16 protein-coding genes are annotated in these 15,736 nt (G+C 63.0%); 5 read left to right on the forward strand and 11 right to left on the reverse strand.

Annotated features, from left to right (window positions below):
* Positions 1-154, reverse strand: a 154-nt coding sequence (locus WCE05_RS21925; protein WP_368816559.1) for a thiamine pyrophosphate-binding protein, incomplete at its 3' end; no start/stop codon positions are given.
* A gap of 256 nt (positions 155-410) precedes the next feature.
* Here WCE05_RS21925 and WCE05_RS21930 point away from each other — a divergent pair.
* Positions 411-851: a heme-binding protein gene (locus WCE05_RS21930; protein WP_225789918.1), complete on the forward strand. Its 441-nt coding sequence runs from the start codon at positions 411-413 to the stop codon at positions 849-851.
* Positions 852-995: 144 nt separating this feature from the next.
* Here the strand turns inward: WCE05_RS21930 and WCE05_RS21935 are convergent, their stop codons facing one another.
* Positions 996-1,607, reverse strand: coding sequence for a TetR/AcrR family transcriptional regulator (locus WCE05_RS21935; protein WP_225789917.1), 612 nt, complete (start codon positions 1,605-1,607; stop codon positions 996-998).
* A 132-nt stretch (positions 1,608-1,739) separates the two neighbouring features.
* Here WCE05_RS21935 and WCE05_RS21940 point away from each other — a divergent pair, with 132 nt between their 5' ends.
* Positions 1,740-2,654 (forward strand): DUF808 domain-containing protein, encoded by a 915-nt coding sequence (locus WCE05_RS21940; RefSeq protein WP_368816552.1) that lies wholly within the window; start codon positions 1,740-1,742, stop codon positions 2,652-2,654.
* A 210-nt stretch (positions 2,655-2,864) separates the two neighbouring features.
* Here the strand turns inward: WCE05_RS21940 and WCE05_RS21945 are convergent, their stop codons facing one another.
* From WCE05_RS21945 to puuE, 7 genes are all read right to left on the reverse strand, one after another.
* A complete protein-coding gene (locus tag WCE05_RS21945; protein WP_225789915.1) occupies positions 2,865-3,647 on the reverse strand; it encodes an outer membrane protein OmpK in 783 nt (260 codons plus the stop codon).
* Between the two features lie 353 nt (positions 3,648-4,000).
* Positions 4,001-4,786 (reverse strand): outer membrane protein OmpK, encoded by a 786-nt coding sequence (locus tag WCE05_RS21950; protein WP_253081601.1) that lies wholly within the window; start codon positions 4,784-4,786, stop codon positions 4,001-4,003.
* A 142-nt stretch (positions 4,787-4,928) separates the two neighbouring features.
* Complete coding sequence (locus WCE05_RS21955; RefSeq protein WP_368816553.1) at positions 4,929-6,284, reverse strand: nucleobase:cation symporter-2 family protein; 1,356 nt, start codon at positions 6,282-6,284, stop codon at positions 4,929-4,931.
* A gap of 165 nt (positions 6,285-6,449) precedes the next feature.
* Positions 6,450-7,766: a urate hydroxylase PuuD gene (locus WCE05_RS21960; protein ID WP_225789912.1), complete on the reverse strand. Its 1,317-nt coding sequence runs from the start codon at positions 7,764-7,766 to the stop codon at positions 6,450-6,452.
* Between the two features lie 45 nt (positions 7,767-7,811).
* On the reverse strand, positions 7,812-8,315 hold the full coding sequence (locus tag WCE05_RS21965) for an ureidoglycolate lyase (protein WP_133331566.1): 504 nt from the start codon (positions 8,313-8,315) through the stop codon (positions 7,812-7,814).
* Between the two features lie 93 nt (positions 8,316-8,408).
* Positions 8,409-8,924: a 2-oxo-4-hydroxy-4-carboxy-5-ureidoimidazoline decarboxylase gene (gene uraD, locus WCE05_RS21970; protein ID WP_225789910.1), complete on the reverse strand. Its 516-nt coding sequence runs from the start codon at positions 8,922-8,924 to the stop codon at positions 8,409-8,411.
* The gene (puuE, locus tag WCE05_RS21975) at positions 8,924-9,850 is read right to left on the reverse strand and encodes an allantoinase PuuE (protein ID WP_225789909.1); all 927 of its coding nucleotides are present in this window, start codon (positions 9,848-9,850) and stop codon (positions 8,924-8,926) included. The genes uraD and puuE overlap by 1 nt, the downstream gene beginning before the upstream one ends.
* Positions 9,851-10,241: 391 nt before the next feature.
* Here puuE and uraH point away from each other — a divergent pair, with 391 nt between their 5' ends.
* Positions 10,242-10,595 carry a hydroxyisourate hydrolase gene (uraH, locus tag WCE05_RS21980; RefSeq protein WP_225789908.1) on the forward strand — a complete coding sequence of 118 codons (354 nt, stop codon included), beginning with the start codon at positions 10,242-10,244 and terminating at the stop codon, positions 10,593-10,595.
* Between the two features lie 470 nt (positions 10,596-11,065).
* On the opposite strand, the gene WCE05_RS21985 is transcribed toward uraH, so the two are convergent.
* Positions 11,066-12,385 (reverse strand): NCS2 family permease, encoded by a 1,320-nt coding sequence (locus WCE05_RS21985; protein WP_225789922.1) that lies wholly within the window; start codon positions 12,383-12,385, stop codon positions 11,066-11,068.
* A gap of 387 nt (positions 12,386-12,772) precedes the next feature.
* Here WCE05_RS21985 and WCE05_RS21990 point away from each other — a divergent pair, with 387 nt between their 5' ends.
* Positions 12,773-13,531 carry a GntR family transcriptional regulator gene (locus WCE05_RS21990; RefSeq protein ID WP_225789907.1) on the forward strand — a complete coding sequence of 253 codons (759 nt, stop codon included), beginning with the start codon at positions 12,773-12,775 and terminating at the stop codon, positions 13,529-13,531.
* Positions 13,532-13,675: 144 nt separating this feature from the next.
* Positions 13,676-14,380, forward strand: coding sequence for an aquaporin Z (aqpZ, locus tag WCE05_RS21995; protein WP_225789906.1), 705 nt, complete (start codon positions 13,676-13,678; stop codon positions 14,378-14,380).
* Between the two features lie 51 nt (positions 14,381-14,431).
* Here aqpZ and guaD read toward each other — a convergent pair whose 3' ends face one another.
* On the reverse strand, positions 14,432-15,736 hold the full coding sequence (guaD, locus tag WCE05_RS22000; RefSeq protein ID WP_225789905.1) for a guanine deaminase: 1,305 nt from the start codon (positions 15,734-15,736) through the stop codon (positions 14,432-14,434).

Below are 15,736 nucleotides of genomic sequence, written 5' to 3' on the forward strand. Positions count from 1 at the left end.
CGACGTGACGAGCGAGGACGTGATCGATGCCACCGACTTTCTTCAGGGCCGAGTAAAGCGGGTTGATGGCAGCCCCCGGGATGCCGAACGCGGTATCTACACCTTCACGGCGCATGACCAGAACGGCTGCATCGATTGCTCTCATTTTGCTCATGGTTTGTGCCTCATCGATTTTGTAATTGTATACAACTTGCTTTGCGGTAGAGTGTATTCACGCTCAGCGGCTTAGGTCAATCCATTTTCATCCCGGGAAGTGGCGTTCGTCGGAATGCCCTTGAAAACTGGGTTTCGCCGTGTCGTGCACGATATTTTAAAAATATTGTATACAAAAAATATGAGCGTTGTGTTCTATTGAGCTATCGGTTTTCAACTGCCCTCAGGGCTTCTCACAACAAGAAGAGGACCTTTCCATGAACGCATTGACCCTGAAAGTCGCTGTCAGCCTGGTGAACGCCGCGCTGGCCGCTGGCCGCAAGATCGACGCCGCACCGTTGACGGTGGCGGTGCTGGATGCCGGCGGGCATCTATTGGCGCTGCAACGCGAGGATGGCGCCAGCCTGCTGCGTCCGCAGGTGGCGATAGGCAAGGCCTGGGGAGCTGTCGCCGTGGGCAAGGGGTCGCGCCTGCTGGCGCTGGATGCCCAGCAGCGCCCGGCGTTCTTCGCCGCGCTCAATGGCCTGGGCGAGCGCCCGGTGGTGCCGGCGCCGGGTGGTGTGCTGGTGCGCGATCAGGACGGCAAGGTGCTGGGAGCGGTGGGGATCAGCGGCGATACCTCGGATATTGACGAGCAGTGCGCGATCAGTGCGATCGAGGAGGTGGGGTTGACGGCGGATGCCGGTGTAGTGGCGTGATCCGTTGACGGTGCAAGGGGCTGCTTGGCAGCCCATTCGCGGCACGAGGCCGCTCCCACAGGTTCGGCGCTGTGCTTGAGAAGAGCGCATGGCCCGTGGGAGCGGCCTCGTGCCGCGAGGGGCGCGAAGCGGCCCCAGTGAGGTTCAGGCGGCCTCGGGCTCGCAGCCCTTGAGCACCAAGCGAATGATGGTCTGCGCCGCCGCGTCGTAGTCACTGTCGGCGAGCTTGGCCTTGCCGGTCACCACCGCGATCTGCCAGTCGAAGTCGGCATAGGTCTGGGTCGCCGCCCAGATGCTGAACATCAGGTGGTGAGGGTCGACCGGGGCGATCTGCTTGCGCTCGATCCAGCGCTGGATGCACTCGATGTTGTGCCGTGCCTGTTCGTTGAGCTGCTCCACCTGCTTCGGTGACAGGTGCGGGGCGCCATGCATGATTTCGCTGGCGAACACCTTGGAGGCATGGGGCAGGTCGCGGGAAATGCGGATCTTCGAGCGGATATACGCGCTCAGCACTTCCCTGGGGTCGCCGTCGGCATTGAACGGCGTGGAGGCCTGCATGATCGGCGCGATGATGCTTTCCAGCACTTCGCGGTAGAGGTTTTCCTTGGACTTGAAGTAGTAGTAGACGTTCGGCTTGGGCAGCCCGGCCTTGGCGGCGATGTCGCTGGTCTTGGTGGCGGCGAAGCCCTTGTCGGCGAATTCCTCGCTGGCTGCGCGCAGGATCAGTTCCTTGTTGCGCTCGCGAATGGTGCTCATTGTCGGGAATCTTCCTTTGTCTGGCCACCTCTAGGAGGGTCCGGCATGGTAGCACCCGCTTCGCCGGGCGCTCAAGGCAGCATCCCTGGGCTAGAATTCGAGCTTCTCACAACCCCTCGGAAGCAGGTGAACATGGCAGGAAGCAGTCTACTGGTGTTGATCGACGACATCGCCACGGTACTGGACGATGTCTCGGTGATGACCAAGGTCGCGGCGAAGAAGACCGCAGGCGTGCTGGGCGACGACCTGGCACTCAATGCCCAGCAGGTCACGGGCGTACGGGCCGAGCGGGAGATCCCGGTGGTCTGGGCGGTGGCCAAGGGCTCGTTGGTGAACAAGGCGATCCTGGTGCCGGCGGCGCTGCTGATCAGTGCCTTCATCCCCTGGGCGGTGACGCCGCTGTTGATGCTCGGCGGTGCCTACCTGTGCTTCGAGGGCTTCGAGAAGCTGGCGCACCGGTTCCTGCACAGCAAGGCCGAGGATGAGGCCGAGCACAGTGCGCGCAAGGAGGCGGTGGCCGACCCCGAGATCGACCTGGTGGCCTACGAGAAAACCAAGATCAAGGGAGCGGTGCGCACCGACTTCATCCTCTCGGCGGAAATCATCGCCATCACCCTGGGCACCGTGGCCGATGCGCCGCTGAGCCAGCAGATCATCGTGCTGTCGGGTATCGCCATCGTCATGACCATCGGCGTCTATGGCTTGGTGGGTGGGATCGTCAAGCTCGACGACCTGGGGCTGTGGATGACCCAGAAAGCCTCGACGATTGCCCGCGCGGTGGGCAATGGCATCCTGCGCGCGGCGCCGTACATGATGAAGAGCCTGTCGGTGATCGGCACTGCGGCGATGTTCCTGGTCGGTGGCGGGATCCTGGTGCATGGCATCGCGCCGCTGCACCATGCCATCGAGGCGTTCAGCGACGGGCGGGGTGGGGCATTGACCGGCGCGTTGCTCAATGGTGTGGCTGGAGTCGTGGCCGGGGCCGTGGTGCTGGCGGTGGTCAGTGTGGTGGGCAAGCTGTGGCGGGCGCTGCGGCCAGCGGCTTGAGCGGAGGATGGCTGGGGCGATGCCCCGGATCGCGGCGGTTCGGTGCCTTGGCAGGCTCGCTCCCAGGGTTGCGAGCCGATCACGAGTGGCGCGGTGTGCAGGGGCCTTGTGGGAGCGGGCTTGCCCGCGAACAAGGGCGCCGCCCTTGCCATGCTCCGGTGATACCGGGACAGGCGCATTCGCAGGCAAGCCCGCTCCCGCATGCTCAGGTCAGAAGTGCACCTTGAGCAGGAAGCTCATGGTGTTCTGGTCGGTCGTGAACGCATCGCTGTCCTTGATGCCGTACTTGTTCTTCCAGTAGTCGTACTCGATACCCACGTACAACTGCTTCTCGCCAAGCTTGAGCGCCTTGCCCAGGTCGTACTTGACCTGCGGGTTGAAGTGCAGGTTGGCCTGGTAGGTGCCGCGGCGGTTCTCGTCGTTGTCCACCACCCAGTCCATGAAGCCGTCGATGAGCAGGTCGGACGAACCCACGGGAATGGTGTACGACCACACCGGGGTGATCTGCCAGACATTGTCACCCGGGCGGCTGCCATCGGTGGTGCGCTGGTAGAAGTTCAGCTGGAAGTAGTCGAAGCCTGGGATGTCCAGGTCGAAGCCGGGGCCGATCAGGTAGGCCTCGGTGTCACCTTCGCCGAACTCGTAGGTCATCGCCAGGAGCACGTCCTTGACCGGGCCGAACGCCAGCTGCTGGTCGAAGATCTTGCCGAACGACAGGCGCGGGCTGATCTCGCCGTAGTAGGTGTTCGGGCCGTTGTTGGCGTCTTTCTTGCCTTGGTAGAAGATCTTGTCGATGAAGATGAAGTTGTCGCCGTACTTCCAGCCGTCGGCGTGCTCGAAGGTGAAGGTCTGCTGGATGTCAGGGTTCACCTTGAAGTTCTTGCCCCACAGGTAGGTGAGGCTGTTGTTCTGCCATTGCAGCAGGTCGCCGGCGAAACTGGTACCGCAAGCCAGCAGGCCGCCGGCGAGGATCAGGCTGTTGAGGGTACGCATTGCGTGGGTCGCTCCCTTGATTGGATCTGTTGTCAGCGCTCTGCGGCGCTATTTTTGTCTTTTGGGTCAGCTTTTTTCGATTGGCCACAGCTGTTTGGCAAGAGCTGCGCCAACCTTTCCGGGTTAGTCACAACCATCCTGCTCGACTTCGTTCTGAACGGATGAAAATGGGTATTTCAGGCTGGCAACACGTTGGCCAACCGCCCGAATTCATTGACTGAGCGGTCAGTAAACGCGGGCAGGGTCCGTCCTGCCCCGATCGAGGGGGCGCGCAGATTACTCACTTGCGCGCCTTGCCTCAAGTGCTCCGTCCTGGCGCACTATGTCATAAAACCTGATTTATGAGTCAACTTTTAGAAGTGTACCTTCACCAAGGCACTGGTCACGCTCTGGTTGCTGTCCAGGTTGCCGCGGCTGTCGATGCCGTACTTGTCCTTCCAATAGCTGTATTCGATACCCACGTAGAGCTGCTTGGCGCCCAGGTTCAGGGCCTTGCCCAGGTCGTACTTGACCTGTGGGTTGAACTGCAGGTTGGCGTGGTAGGTGCCTCGGCGGGTCTCGTCGTTGTCCACCACCCAGTCGATGTAGCCGTCGATGAGCAGGTCGGAGTTGCCCACGGGGATGGTGTAGGACCAGCTCGGGGTGATCTGCCAGACATTGTCGCCCGGTCGGCTGCCTTCGGTGTTGCGCCAGTAGAAGTTCAGGTTGAAGTAGTTGAAGCCGGGGATCGCCAGGCTGAAACCGGGGCCGATCAGGTAGGCCTCGTTGTCGCCTTCGCCGCTCTCGTAGGTCATGGCCAGCAGCACGTCCTTGACCGGGCCGAACTCGAGCTTGCGGTCGAAGATCTTGCCGAACGACAGGCGCGGACTGAACTCGCCGTAATAGGTGGTGACGCCTTTGTTCGGGTCGGCCTGGCCGTTGTAGAAGATCTTGTCGATGAACAGGAAGGTGTCGCCATACTTCCAGCGGTTGGCGTGCTCGAACGTCAGCGTTTGCTGGATGCGGGGGTTGATCTTGAAGTCCTTGCCGTACAGGTAGGTCAGGCTTTCGCCATGCCACTCCAGCAGGTCGCCCGCGAACGCGGGGAGGGTGACCAAGAGGCTGCTGCCCAGCAGCAGGGACGAGGTGATGCGCTTCATGTCGTGATTCCCGGACTTATTGTTTTTGTTGGCGTTTTTTTGGCGCGCAGGCGCCCCGGACGGCCCATTCCGGCGGGCCGACGGTCCAGCGGTTACGACGGGGAGGAGCGAAGGGGCGGCGCAGGCCGCCACCCCGTCTGGCTCAGTGCTGGTGACAGGCGTCGTTGTGCGCCGCGCGGTCAGCGCCACCGAGGATGTTGAACAGCAGGTTCAGCACCAGCGCACTGACCGTGGCCATGGCGATGCCGCTGTGGGTGATGGGCTCCATCCACTGGGGCAACTGCGCGAAGAACTCCGGTCGGACCACGGGGATCAGGCCGAGGCCGACGCTGACCGCCACCAGCAACTGGTTGCGCCGATCGGAGATGTCCGCCTCCTGGAGGATCTTGATCCCCGTGGCGGTGACCATGCCGAACATGGCGATGGACGCGCCACCCAGTACCGCGGGCGGGATCGAGGCGATCAGGAAGGCCGCCTTCGGCAGCAGGCTGAGCAGGATCAGCAAGGCGCCCGCGACCACGGTGACGTAGCGGCAGCGCACCCCGGTCATCTGCACCAGGCCGATGTTCTGGGCGAAGGAGGAGTGGGTGAAGGTGTTGAAGAAACCGGCAACGAACGAGGCGCCGGCGTCGCACATCAGGCCGCGACGCAGCATGCCCGGGGTGACTTCGCGGTCGGTGACCTTGCCCAGGGCGAGGAACATGCCGGTGGACTCGACGAAGATGATCACCACCACCAGGCACATGGACAGGATCGGCGCCAGGCTGAAGGTCGGCATGCCGAAGTGCAGCGGGGTGACCACCTGCAGCCACGGCGCCTGGGACAGGCCGGAGAGGTCGACCATGCCGACCGAGCCGGCCAGGACGTAGCCCAGGCCCATGCCTACCAGCACCGAGACATTGACCCAGAAGCCGCGCATGAAGCGGTTGATCAGCAGGATCACCGACAGCACCAGGCCGGCCACCAGCAGGTAGATGGGCGAGCCGAAGGTCTCGGCCTCATGGCCACCACCGGCCCAGTTGACCGCGACCGGGAACAGCGACAGGCCGATCGAGGTGATCACCGTGCCGGTGACCAGCGGTGGGAAGAAGCGCACCACCTTGGACATGAACGGCGCGATCAGCATGCCGAAGAACCCGGCGGCGATGGTCGCGCCGAAGATCCCCTGCAGGCCCACGCCCGGCATGCCAGCCATGGCCACCATGCTGCCGACGGCGGCGAAGCTGGCACCCATCATCACTGGCATTCGGATACCCACCGGGCCGATGCCGAACGACTGGACGATGGTGGCGACGCCGGCGACCAGCAGGTCGGCGTTGATCAGGAAAGCGACTTCTTCACGAGACAGCCCAGCGGCCTGGCCGATGATCAGGGGCACGGCGATCGCGCCGCCATACATCAGCAGTACATGTTGCAGGCCCACCAGAATCAGTTGGAACAGAGGTAGGGGTTGTCGTGGGGGCGCAACGGGGATGTACGCCTTGCGTGACTCGGACATGCAGCACCTCGAGTTTTGTTTTTATTCTCGGATCCAAGCGCCAGGCTTCAGGCGGCAGGCTTCAAGAAAAAGCCTGGGGTTCCCGCGTTGAAGCCTGACGCTCGATGCTTGCTTGTTACGTACTACGTGCAGCGTGGAGCTTGTGGCTCGCAGCTGTTGCCTGGGTCAGTTGACCGGAGCGCCTTTGGCGATCCAGGCACCGACCAGGTTGCGTTCTTCCTGGGTCATCTGGGTGATGTTGCCCAGCGGCATGATCTGGCTGGCGACAGCCTGCGCTTGGATGCGCGCGGCCTGGGCCTGGATCTGCTGCGGGGTGTCGAACACCACGCCGCCAGGGGCGGTGCTGAACAGCGGGCTGGTCGGCTTGGCCGAGTGGCACACGGTGCAGCGTTCCTGGATGACGGTGTGGATCTTCTCGAAACCACCCGGGGCGACCTGTGCGGTGGCCGGGGCCTCGGCTGCAGCGGCTGGAGCCTCGGCGGCCTTGGCGGCTTCCTCGGCGCGCCGCTCGGCGGCGGTCTTGCCACCGACGGCAGTGGCTGGCAGCGGCTGGTACTCGATCGCGGCCTGCTCAGGGGCTACCGACATCGGCTTGGGACCGGTCACATAGGCCAGGCAGATCATCGCCAGGGCGCCGACGGGCAGGGTCCAGGCGTACTTGTTGCTGTCGTGGCGGGTGTTGAAGTAGTGACGGATCAGTACCGCGGCCACTGCGATCCCGGCCAGGATCAACCAGTTGTACTGGCTGCCGTAAGTGCTCGGGAAGTGGTTGCTGATCATGATGAACAGCACCGGCAGGGTGAAGTAGTTGTTGTGGCGCGAACGCAGCAGGCCCTTGGCCGGCAGTACCGGGTCAGGGGTTTCGTTCTTCTCGATCGCCGCCACCAGCTGGCGCTGGGCCGGCATGATGATGCGGAACACGTTGCCGACCATGATGGTGCCGATGATCGCGCCGGTGTGCAGGTAGGCACCGCGGCCGCTGAACACCAGGCTGAAGCCCCAGCAGGCGGCGATGATCAGCACGAACAGCACGCCGCCGAGCAGGGCGGGGCGCTTGCCCAGGGGCGAGTCGCAGAGGAAGTCGTAGATGAACCAGCCGGCGATCAGCGAGCCGATACCGATGGCCACGCCCTCGGCACCGCTCAGGGTGCTGCCGGGTGCCAGCAGGTAGAGGGTCGGGTTCCAGTAGAACACCACGCACAACAGGGCGATACCGGACAGCCAGGTGAAGTAGGCTTCCCATTTGAACCAGTGCAGGTTCTCCGGCATCTTCGGCGGGGCGAGCTTGTACTTCTCCAGGTGGTAGATACCGCCGCCGTGGATGGCCCAGAGGTCACCCGACAGCCCTTCGCGCGGGCTGCTGCGGTTGAGGTTGTTCTCCAACCAGACGAAGTAGAACGACGCACCGATCCAGGCGATACCGGTGATCATGTGAACCCAGCGAATGCTCAGGTTCAGCCATTCGTGAAGGTGTGCTTCCACAGTATGTACCTCATGCCGGTCACCGACGCGATGACCGACCTTTTCTTATTGGTGGGGATTGAGGATCAGCATCTGTTCCTCGGTGAAGTAATGCTCGTCGCAGTTGTTGCCAGAACCACTGCGATCAACCACCAGGAAGTCATCCCGCTTTTCGATCGTCAGCACCGGGTGGTGCCAGACGCCGCGATGGTAATTAACGCCCTGCCTGCCATTACTGCGGAAGGCTCGGACCAAGCCTGATACAGGTGCATCGCCAACGGGCGCGACCACGATCAGAAAGGGGTTGCCGAGCAGCGGGATGAAAGCCTGGCTGCCCAGCGGATGGCGTTCCAGCATGCGCACGGTCAAAGGCATCTCCAGGGCGTCGGCGCGGAAGATGCTGATGATCGCCTTGTCCTCGGGCTCGGCGGTCTCGACCGTGGCGAGCTTGTGGAAGCGCATGGTCGAACCGTTGTTGATCATGAAGTGGTCGCTGCCGTCGGTTTCGATCACGTCACCGAAGGGGGCGAAGGCTTCTTTGGTCAGGGGCTCGATCATGAGTGTGCGCATGCGGTTATCTCTTTGTTCTGTGTTCTATTCAGGGTCAGAGGCCGGCCCCGGGGCGATCGCGTCGCGCGCTCGGGGCCGGCCGGGCACCGTCTCTTAAAGTTGCAGCAGGCGGAACAGGGCGATCAGGTTGATCTGCGCCAGCGCTTCCTTGAACTCGGTATCGACGTCGTTGTGGATACGCTTCTCGAAGGCGGCGAGGATCTGGTGCCGGTTGCTGCCCTTGACCGCCATGATGAACGGGAACTTGAACTTGGCCTTGTAGGCATCGTTGAGTTCGGTGAAGCGGGCGAATTCCTCGGGCGTGCACTGGTGGATGCCGGCGCCAGCCTGTTCGTTGGTGCTCGATTCGGTCAGTTCGCCCTGGATGGCCGCTTTACCTGCCAGGTCCGGGTGCGCATTGATCAGCGCCAGTTGCTCGTCGTGGCTGGCGCTGAGCAGGATGTCGCTCATGCGCTGGTGCAGCGCCTCGATCTCGTCCAGCTCGCCCAGTTGGCCGAGATCGTAGGCTTTTTCGGCGACCCACGGCGAGTGCTCGTAGATGTCGGCGAAGGCCTTGACGAAGGCGTCACGCTCCAGGGTCGATGGCTTGAGGGTCTTGAAGGCGGTCATCAGGCGTTCTCTTTCTTGTACGGGTGGGTGGCGTGCCAGTGGCGGGCGATGTCCACGCGACGGGCGAACCAGACTTGGTCGTGGCTCTTGGCGTAGTCGATGAAGCGCTTGAGCGCGGCCAGGCGTGCCGGGCGGCCGACCAGGCGGCAATGCAGGCCGATCGACAGCATCTTCGGTGCCTCGGCGCCTTCTTCATAGAGCACGTCGAAGGCGTCCTTGAGGTACTGGAAGAACTGCTCGCCGCAGTTGAAGCCCTGGACCTGGGTGAAACGCATGTCGTTGGTGTCCAGGGTGTAGGGGATCACCAGGTGCGGCTTGCCGGTCGGGTTGTTCGGCTCCCAGTAGGGCAGGTCGTCGTCGTAGGTGTCGCTGTCATAGAGAAAACCGCCTTCCTCCATCACCAGGCGACGGGTGTTCGGGCCGGTGCGGCCGGTGTACCAGCCCAGCGGGCGCTCGCCGGTCAGTTCGGTGAGGATGCGGATGGCTTCGAGCATGTGCTCGCGCTCCTGGGCCTCGTCCATGTTCTGGTAGTCGATCCAGCGGTAGCCGTGGCTGCAGATCTCGTGGCCGGCCTCGACCATGGCGCGGATCACGTCGGGGTGGCGCTGGGCGGCCATGGCCACGGCGAAGACGGTGAGCGGGACGCCGCTGTCCTTGAACAGCTTGAGCAGGCGCCATACGCCGGCACGGCTGCCATACTCGTAGAGCGACTCCATGCACATGTTGCGCTGGCCCTGCAGGGGCTGGGCGGCGACCATCTCGGAAAGGAAGGCTTCGGATTCCTTGTCGCCGTGCAGGATGTTGCGCTCGCCGCCTTCTTCATAGTTGAGCACGAAAGACAGGGCGATGCGGGCATTCCCCGGCCAGCGCGGGTGAGGTGGAGTGTTGCCGTAACCGATCAGGTCGCGAGGATAGTCAGCGCTCACTGCAGTCTTCCTTCTTGTACGTTAGTGCGGGTGGTGGGCGGGCCGCGTCGGGATGTCGCACTCACCGGATGAGGTGATTGTATACAACTTCTGAATCCTTTTGTAAGCCCGTTTTTCCGCATTTCTTCCCATTTGTCGGTTGGAAATACGTTGCAAGAAACCTGCCTGATCGGTCAGCTAATGACGCCGACGTCGGCACAGAGCCTGTCTTTGCGACTGATGGGCTCTGTTGTGGGGAGGGAAGGCGCGCGCTGGAGGAGGGTGATAGAAAATTGTGTACAATTTATCGAGAAAATGTCTTAATGGCGTTACTCCCGCACACCACAGGCCCCTGGGCGTGGTGCTAGCCGTGTATTTTTTGCCCACAGATTGAACAAGAGGCGACAAGCAAATGGGACGTTTGACCACACACGTACTGGATGCCGCTCACGGCTGCCCGGGCAGCTCGATCAAGGTCGAGCTGTACCGTGTCGAAGGCCAGCAACTGGAGCTGGTGAACACTGCCCTGACCAACAGCGATGGCCGCGTCGACGCGCCGCTGTTGCAGGGTGACGACTACCGTACCGGCGTGTACCAGCTGCAGTTCAGCGCTGGCGATTACTACCGTGCTCGCGGTGTGAAGCTGCCGGAGCCGGCCTTCCTGGATGTCGTGGTGCTGCGCTTTGGCATCGACGAGCAGCAGGAGCACTACCATGTACCGCTGTTGATCTCGCCTTACAGTTACTCGACCTATCGTGGAAGCTAGTTGGTCGCTAGAAGAATCTTCGTAGGTCCTTGGCCCGCTCTCACACTGGCGGGCTTTTTTTCGTCTGGAATTTGGGGCTTGCAGCCTGTTCGACGGGGGCATTCCACGTGTGTTGCCAGGGTTGGCCTTCGCGGCGATTCGGCGCGCTGATAAGCCTGCAAACCACCTCGCCTGCGATCGACTTGCAAGCCTGTTCGGTCCCCTGGGCTGCACTGTCGCACCATGAACAGTTCGGCTGGCAGGGTTTCTGGGAGCAGCTTGTCCGCGGATAGGTCAAAGAATGCAGGGGCCGCTGCGCGCCCCTTTCCGACCGGTACGGCGCCCCGGCAAGGCCGCTCCCACAGGCATTGCGCTGTTCGGTCATTCAGCGCAATGCCTGTGGGAGCGGCCTTGTGTCGCGAAAGGGCTGCAAATGCAGCCCCAGGCGACTTCAGGTGGAAAGGGGTAAACGAATGCCCACCCCCTGGCAATCAAAGAAACACGAACTTGGCAATGAAGATCGCGCACAGCACCCACAGGCTGGCCGAGATTTCCTTGTACTTGCCGGTCCCCGCCTTGAGCGCCACGTAGCTGATGAAGCCCAGGGCGATGCCGTCGGCCACCGAGAAGGTCAGCGGCATCATGATTACCGTGACGATCGCCGGAATGCTGTCGGTGGCTTCGTCCCAGTGGATGTGCGCCATGCTGCCCATCATCAGCATGGCGACGTAGATCAGCGCACCGGCGGTGGCATAGGCCGGGATCATGCCGGCCAGCGGGGCGAAGAACATGGCGGCGACGAACAGCAGGCCGACCACCACGGCGGTCAGGCCGGTGCGACCACCGGCGGCGACGCCCGCAGCACTCTCGACGTAGCTGGTCACTGGCGGTACGCCTACCACGGCACCGAACACGCTCGAGGAACTGTCTGCCTTCAACGCCCGCGACAGGTTCTCGATACGCCCGTCCGGCGCCACCAGGTTTGCCCGTTGCGCCACGCCCATCAGGGTGCCGGCGGTATCGAACATGTGCACGAACAGGAATGCCAGCACCACGCTGATCATGCTGACGTTGAACACGCCAGCCACGTCCATCGCCATCCAGGTCGGCGCCAGGCTCGGCGGCATCGACATGACCCCGCCAAACTTCACCAGCCCCAGACCCCAACCGGCCAGGGTGACGCCGATGATGCTGATCAGGATCGCGCCGAACACGCGCTTGTAGCTGAGGATGGCGATCGACAGGAAGCACAGCGCCGCCAGCAGTGGGCCTGGCTCATGCAGCGAGCCGAGCTTGATCAGGGTGGCCGGGCTGTCGACGATGATACCCGCGGTCTTGAGGCCGATCAGTCCGAGAAACAATCCGACGCCGGCCCCCATCGCATGCCGCAGGCTCACCGGGATGCTGTTGAGCAGCCACTCGCGCACCCTCGACAAGGTCAGGAACATGAACAGCACGCCGGAGACGAATACCGCACCCAGCGCCGCCTCCCAGGTGTAGCCCATGGTGGCGACCACGGTATAGGTGAAGAAGGCGTTGAGCCCCATGCCCGGTGCCAGGCCCACCGGCCAGTTGGCGTACAGGCCCATCAGCAGGCAACCGAGGGCGGCGGAGATGCAGGTGGCGACGAATGCCGCACCGTGGTCGATGCCGGCGTCGGCCATGATGTTGGGGTTGACGAAGATGATGTAGGCCATGGTGATGAAGGTGGTCACCCCGGCGATCAGCTCGGTCCTGACGGTGCTGCCATGTTGCTTGAGTTTGAAAATCCGCTCCAGCCAGCTCGTTTCGAGTGGTGGGGCGAGATCCAGCGTAGGGGCGTCGGATTTGCGGCTTTCCACAGCGAGTACTCCTCAAGTCTTTCTTGTTGTTCTGGAGCCTTGGTCCTGCGTCGTGCACTTGGCGGCTCCGCGAGGGGGATTGGCAGACGTCTGACCGGTTTGTTGACTCTCGGGTCAGGAAGTCGCTCGGTGGATTATGCTTTTGTGTACAAATAATGCAAATAATGTTTTATCTTTTGTTCGCACGATCTGGCGCACAGTGGCTATATAGGCAAAGGCCACCTGCAGAAATCGATATGCCTGTGTACAATAGGCCGATACCTTGATCCCTTATTTTTCTTTCCAGGACTTGCCAGCCACCCTCTGACAGGTATTACAGTCAAGGTCCGACTGGCGGATCCCCGTGCTCGAGTGCCCATGAACGAACAGCTGCAACCTCTGAAGAAACCTGCGCGCAACGGCAAGGCCGGCCGCAGCGGTACCCAGGACGACATCGTCTACGCCCATGTTTTCGATGCCATCCTCGAGCAGCGTCTGGCGCCGGGCACCAAGTTGAGCGAGGAAGCGTTGGGCGAGATCTTCGGCGTCAGCCGCACCATCATCCGCCGCGCCTTGTCGCGCCTGGCCCATGAAAGCGTGGTGCTGCTGCGACCCAACCGGGGTGCGGTGGTGGCCAGCCCGACGGTGGAGGAGGCGCGCCAGGTGTTCTTCTCCCGGCGCATGGTCGAGCGCGCCATCACCGAACTGGCGGTGCAGCACGCCACTGCCGAGCAATTGAACGAACTGCGCCAGATGGTCCGCGAGGAGCGCGACAGTTTCTCCCGTGGCGATCGGGGTGCCGGGATTCGCCTCTCTGGCGAATTCCACCTCAAGCTGGCCGAGGCGGCCGGCAACGCGCCGCTGATCAGCTTCCAGCGCAGCCTGGTGTCGCAGACCTCGCTGATCATCGCCCAGTACGAGAGCGGCAACCGCTCGCACTGTTCCTACGACGAGCACATGCAGTTGATCGACGCCATCGAGGCCCGTGACCTGGACCAAGCGGTGAGCCTGATGATGCACCACATGGACCATATCGACAGCAAGCTGAACCTGGACGAGGAGAGCGCCTCGGACGACCTGCATGCGGTGTTCTCGCACCTGCTGCAGAAAAAGCCCAAGGTGTCGGCCAAGGGTTGATCGTTTGCCTGGGCTGGCGCATTGGGGCCGCTGATAGCCAACCTACTGGCCCTTGGCCAAGGCTCTGCTAGATTCATTTCTGCAAACCTTCATCGAGCAGTTGGGCTTGCGCCTGTGTCGCATCAACTACTTGAGGAAGGATCCATGACTATTTCTCTGGGTAAGCGCATGGGTGCCGAGCTGGTCGGCACCTTCTGGCTGGTCCTGGGTGGCTGCGGCAGTGCCGTGCTGGCTGCCAGCTTTCCCACCGGCATCGGTGTGCTCGGCGTCGCCTTGGCATTCGGCCTCACGGTCCTGACCATGGCCTTCGCCATCGGCCATATCTCCGGTTGTCATCTCAACCCCGCGGTGTCGCTGGGGCTGGTGGTGGGCGGGCGGTTTCCGGCCAAGGAGCTGCTGCCATACATCGTCGCCCAGGTGATCGGCGCGATCCTGGCGGCGGCGGTGATCTATTTCATCGCCAGCGGCAAGGCCGGCTTCGAGCTGTCGTCGGGGCTTGCTTCCAATGGCTATGCCGAGCATTCGCCGGGCGGCTACTCGCTGGCGGCGGGGTTCACCAGCGAGGTGGTGATGACCGCGATGTTCCTGGTGATCATCATGGGGGCCACCGATTCGCGGGCGCCGGCGGGTTTCGCGCCGATTGCCATCGGCCTGGCCCTGACCCTCATCCACCTGATCTCCATCCCGGTGACCAACACCTCGGTGAACCCGGCGCGTAGCACTGGGCCGGCGCTGTTCGTCGGTGGCTGGGCGCTGCAGCAGCTGTGGTTGTTCTGGCTGGCGCCGCTGATTGGCGCGGCGATCGGTGGGGCCCTGTACCGAGGGCTTGCGCCAGCACCTGATCGTTGAGGGCCTAGCGGCAGAGGGGCGCGCGAAGCGCCCCCAAAGGGCACGCGACCCTTAGCGCTGGTGCACGCAGCGCCCTGCCGCGTAGGTCTGGCGCACGGTGCGGTCGTCGCCCAGGGTGGTGAGCACGAACAGGGTTTCCTCGATGCTGCTGGACTGCTGGATACGGTAGTCCAGCAGCGGCGTGGCCTTGTAGTCGAGCACCACGAAGTCGGCATCCAGGCCCGGGCGCAGGCTGCCGATGCGATCGTCCAGGCGCAGCGCGCGGGCGCCGCCGAGGGTGGCCAGGTACAGGGACTTGTACGGGTGCAGGCGCGCGCCTTGCAGCTGCATGACCTTGTACGCCTCGTTCAGGGTATTGAGCAACGAGAAGCTGGTGCCAGCGCCGACGTCGGTGCCCAGGCCCACGTTGACCTTGAAGCGCTCGGCCTGGGGCAGGTTGAACAGGCCGCTGCCGAGGAACAGGTTGGAGGTCGGGCAGAAGGCCACGGCCGAGCCGGTCTCGGCCAGGCGCTGGCACTCTTCGTCGCACAGGTGCACGCCATGGGCGAACACCGAGCGCTCGCCGAGCAGTTGGTAGTGGTCGTAGACGTCCAGGTAGCCCTTCTGCTCCGGGAACAACGCCTTGACCCAGTCGATCTCCTTGAGGTTCTCGGACAAGTGGGTGTGCAGGTAGAGGCCTGGGTATTCCTTGAGCAACTGGCCCGCCAGAGCCAACTGTTCCGGGGTGCTGGTCGGGGCGAAGCGCGGGGTCACCGCATAGTGCAGGCGGCCCTTGCCGTGCCAGCGTTCGATCAGCGCCTTGCTCTGGGTATAGCTCGACTCGGCGGTATCGGTCAGGTAGTCGGGGGCATTGCGGTCCATCATCACCTTGCCGGCGATCATGCGCAGGTCGAGGCGCTCGGCTTCCTCGAACAAGGCATTGACCGACTCGGGGTGTACGCTGCCGAACACCAGGGCGGTGGTGGTGCCGTTGCGCAGCAGTTCCTTGAGGAAGATCTTCGCCACCTTGTCGGCGTGATCCTTGTCGGCGAACTGCTTCTCGCAGGGGAAGGTGTAGGTGTTCAGCCAGTCCAGCAACTGCTCGCCGTAGGAGCCGATCATGCCGGTCTGCGGGAAGTGGATGTGGGTGTCGATGAAGCCCGGGGTGATCAGGGCATCGCGGTGGTGCACCACCTCGATGCCGGCCTCCAGGGTCGGCAGCAGTTCGCTGGCATGGCCGATCGCACTGATACGGCCATCGTCGACCACCAGCAGGCCGTCTTCGAAATATTCGTGGGAAGCGTCGAGGCCCACCTCGGCCGGGTCGTCGATGCTGTGCAGGATGGCGGCTCGGTAGGCTTTGCGGGTTGCGCTCAT

Source organism: Pseudomonas sp. I2 (assembly GCF_040984075.1).
GTDB classification, from domain to species: domain Bacteria; phylum Pseudomonadota; class Gammaproteobacteria; order Pseudomonadales; family Pseudomonadaceae; genus Aquipseudomonas; species Aquipseudomonas guariconensis_B.

What these genes read in the sequence shown, in the direction of transcription:
- WCE05_RS21930 (WP_225789918.1), top strand. Translation starts at nt 411, where the DNA reads ATGAACGCATTGACCCTGAAAGTCGCTGTCAGCCTGGTGAACGCCGCG.
- WCE05_RS21935 (WP_225789917.1), bottom strand. Translation starts at nt 1,607, where the DNA reads ATGAGCACCATTCGCGAGCGCAACAAGGAACTGATCCTGCGCGCAGCC.
- WCE05_RS21940 (WP_368816552.1), top strand. Translation starts at nt 1,740, where the DNA reads ATGGCAGGAAGCAGTCTACTGGTGTTGATCGACGACATCGCCACGGTA.
- WCE05_RS21945 (WP_225789915.1), bottom strand. Translation starts at nt 3,647, where the DNA reads ATGCGTACCCTCAACAGCCTGATCCTCGCCGGCGGCCTGCTGGCTTGC.
- WCE05_RS21950 (WP_253081601.1), bottom strand. Translation starts at nt 4,786, where the DNA reads ATGAAGCGCATCACCTCGTCCCTGCTGCTGGGCAGCAGCCTCTTGGTC.
- WCE05_RS21955 (WP_368816553.1), bottom strand. Translation starts at nt 6,284, where the DNA reads ATGTCCGAGTCACGCAAGGCGTACATCCCCGTTGCGCCCCCACGACAA.
- WCE05_RS21965 (WP_133331566.1), bottom strand. Translation starts at nt 8,315, where the DNA reads ATGCGCACACTCATGATCGAGCCCCTGACCAAAGAAGCCTTCGCCCCC.
- uraD (WP_225789910.1), bottom strand. Translation starts at nt 8,924, where the DNA reads ATGACCGCCTTCAAGACCCTCAAGCCATCGACCCTGGAGCGTGACGCC.
- uraH (WP_225789908.1), top strand. Translation starts at nt 10,242, where the DNA reads ATGGGACGTTTGACCACACACGTACTGGATGCCGCTCACGGCTGCCCG.
- WCE05_RS21990 (WP_225789907.1), top strand. Translation starts at nt 12,773, where the DNA reads ATGAACGAACAGCTGCAACCTCTGAAGAAACCTGCGCGCAACGGCAAG.
- aqpZ (WP_225789906.1), top strand. Translation starts at nt 13,676, where the DNA reads ATGACTATTTCTCTGGGTAAGCGCATGGGTGCCGAGCTGGTCGGCACC.
- guaD (WP_225789905.1), bottom strand. Translation starts at nt 15,736, where the DNA reads ATGAGCGCAACCCGCAAAGCCTACCGAGCCGCCATCCTGCACAGCATC.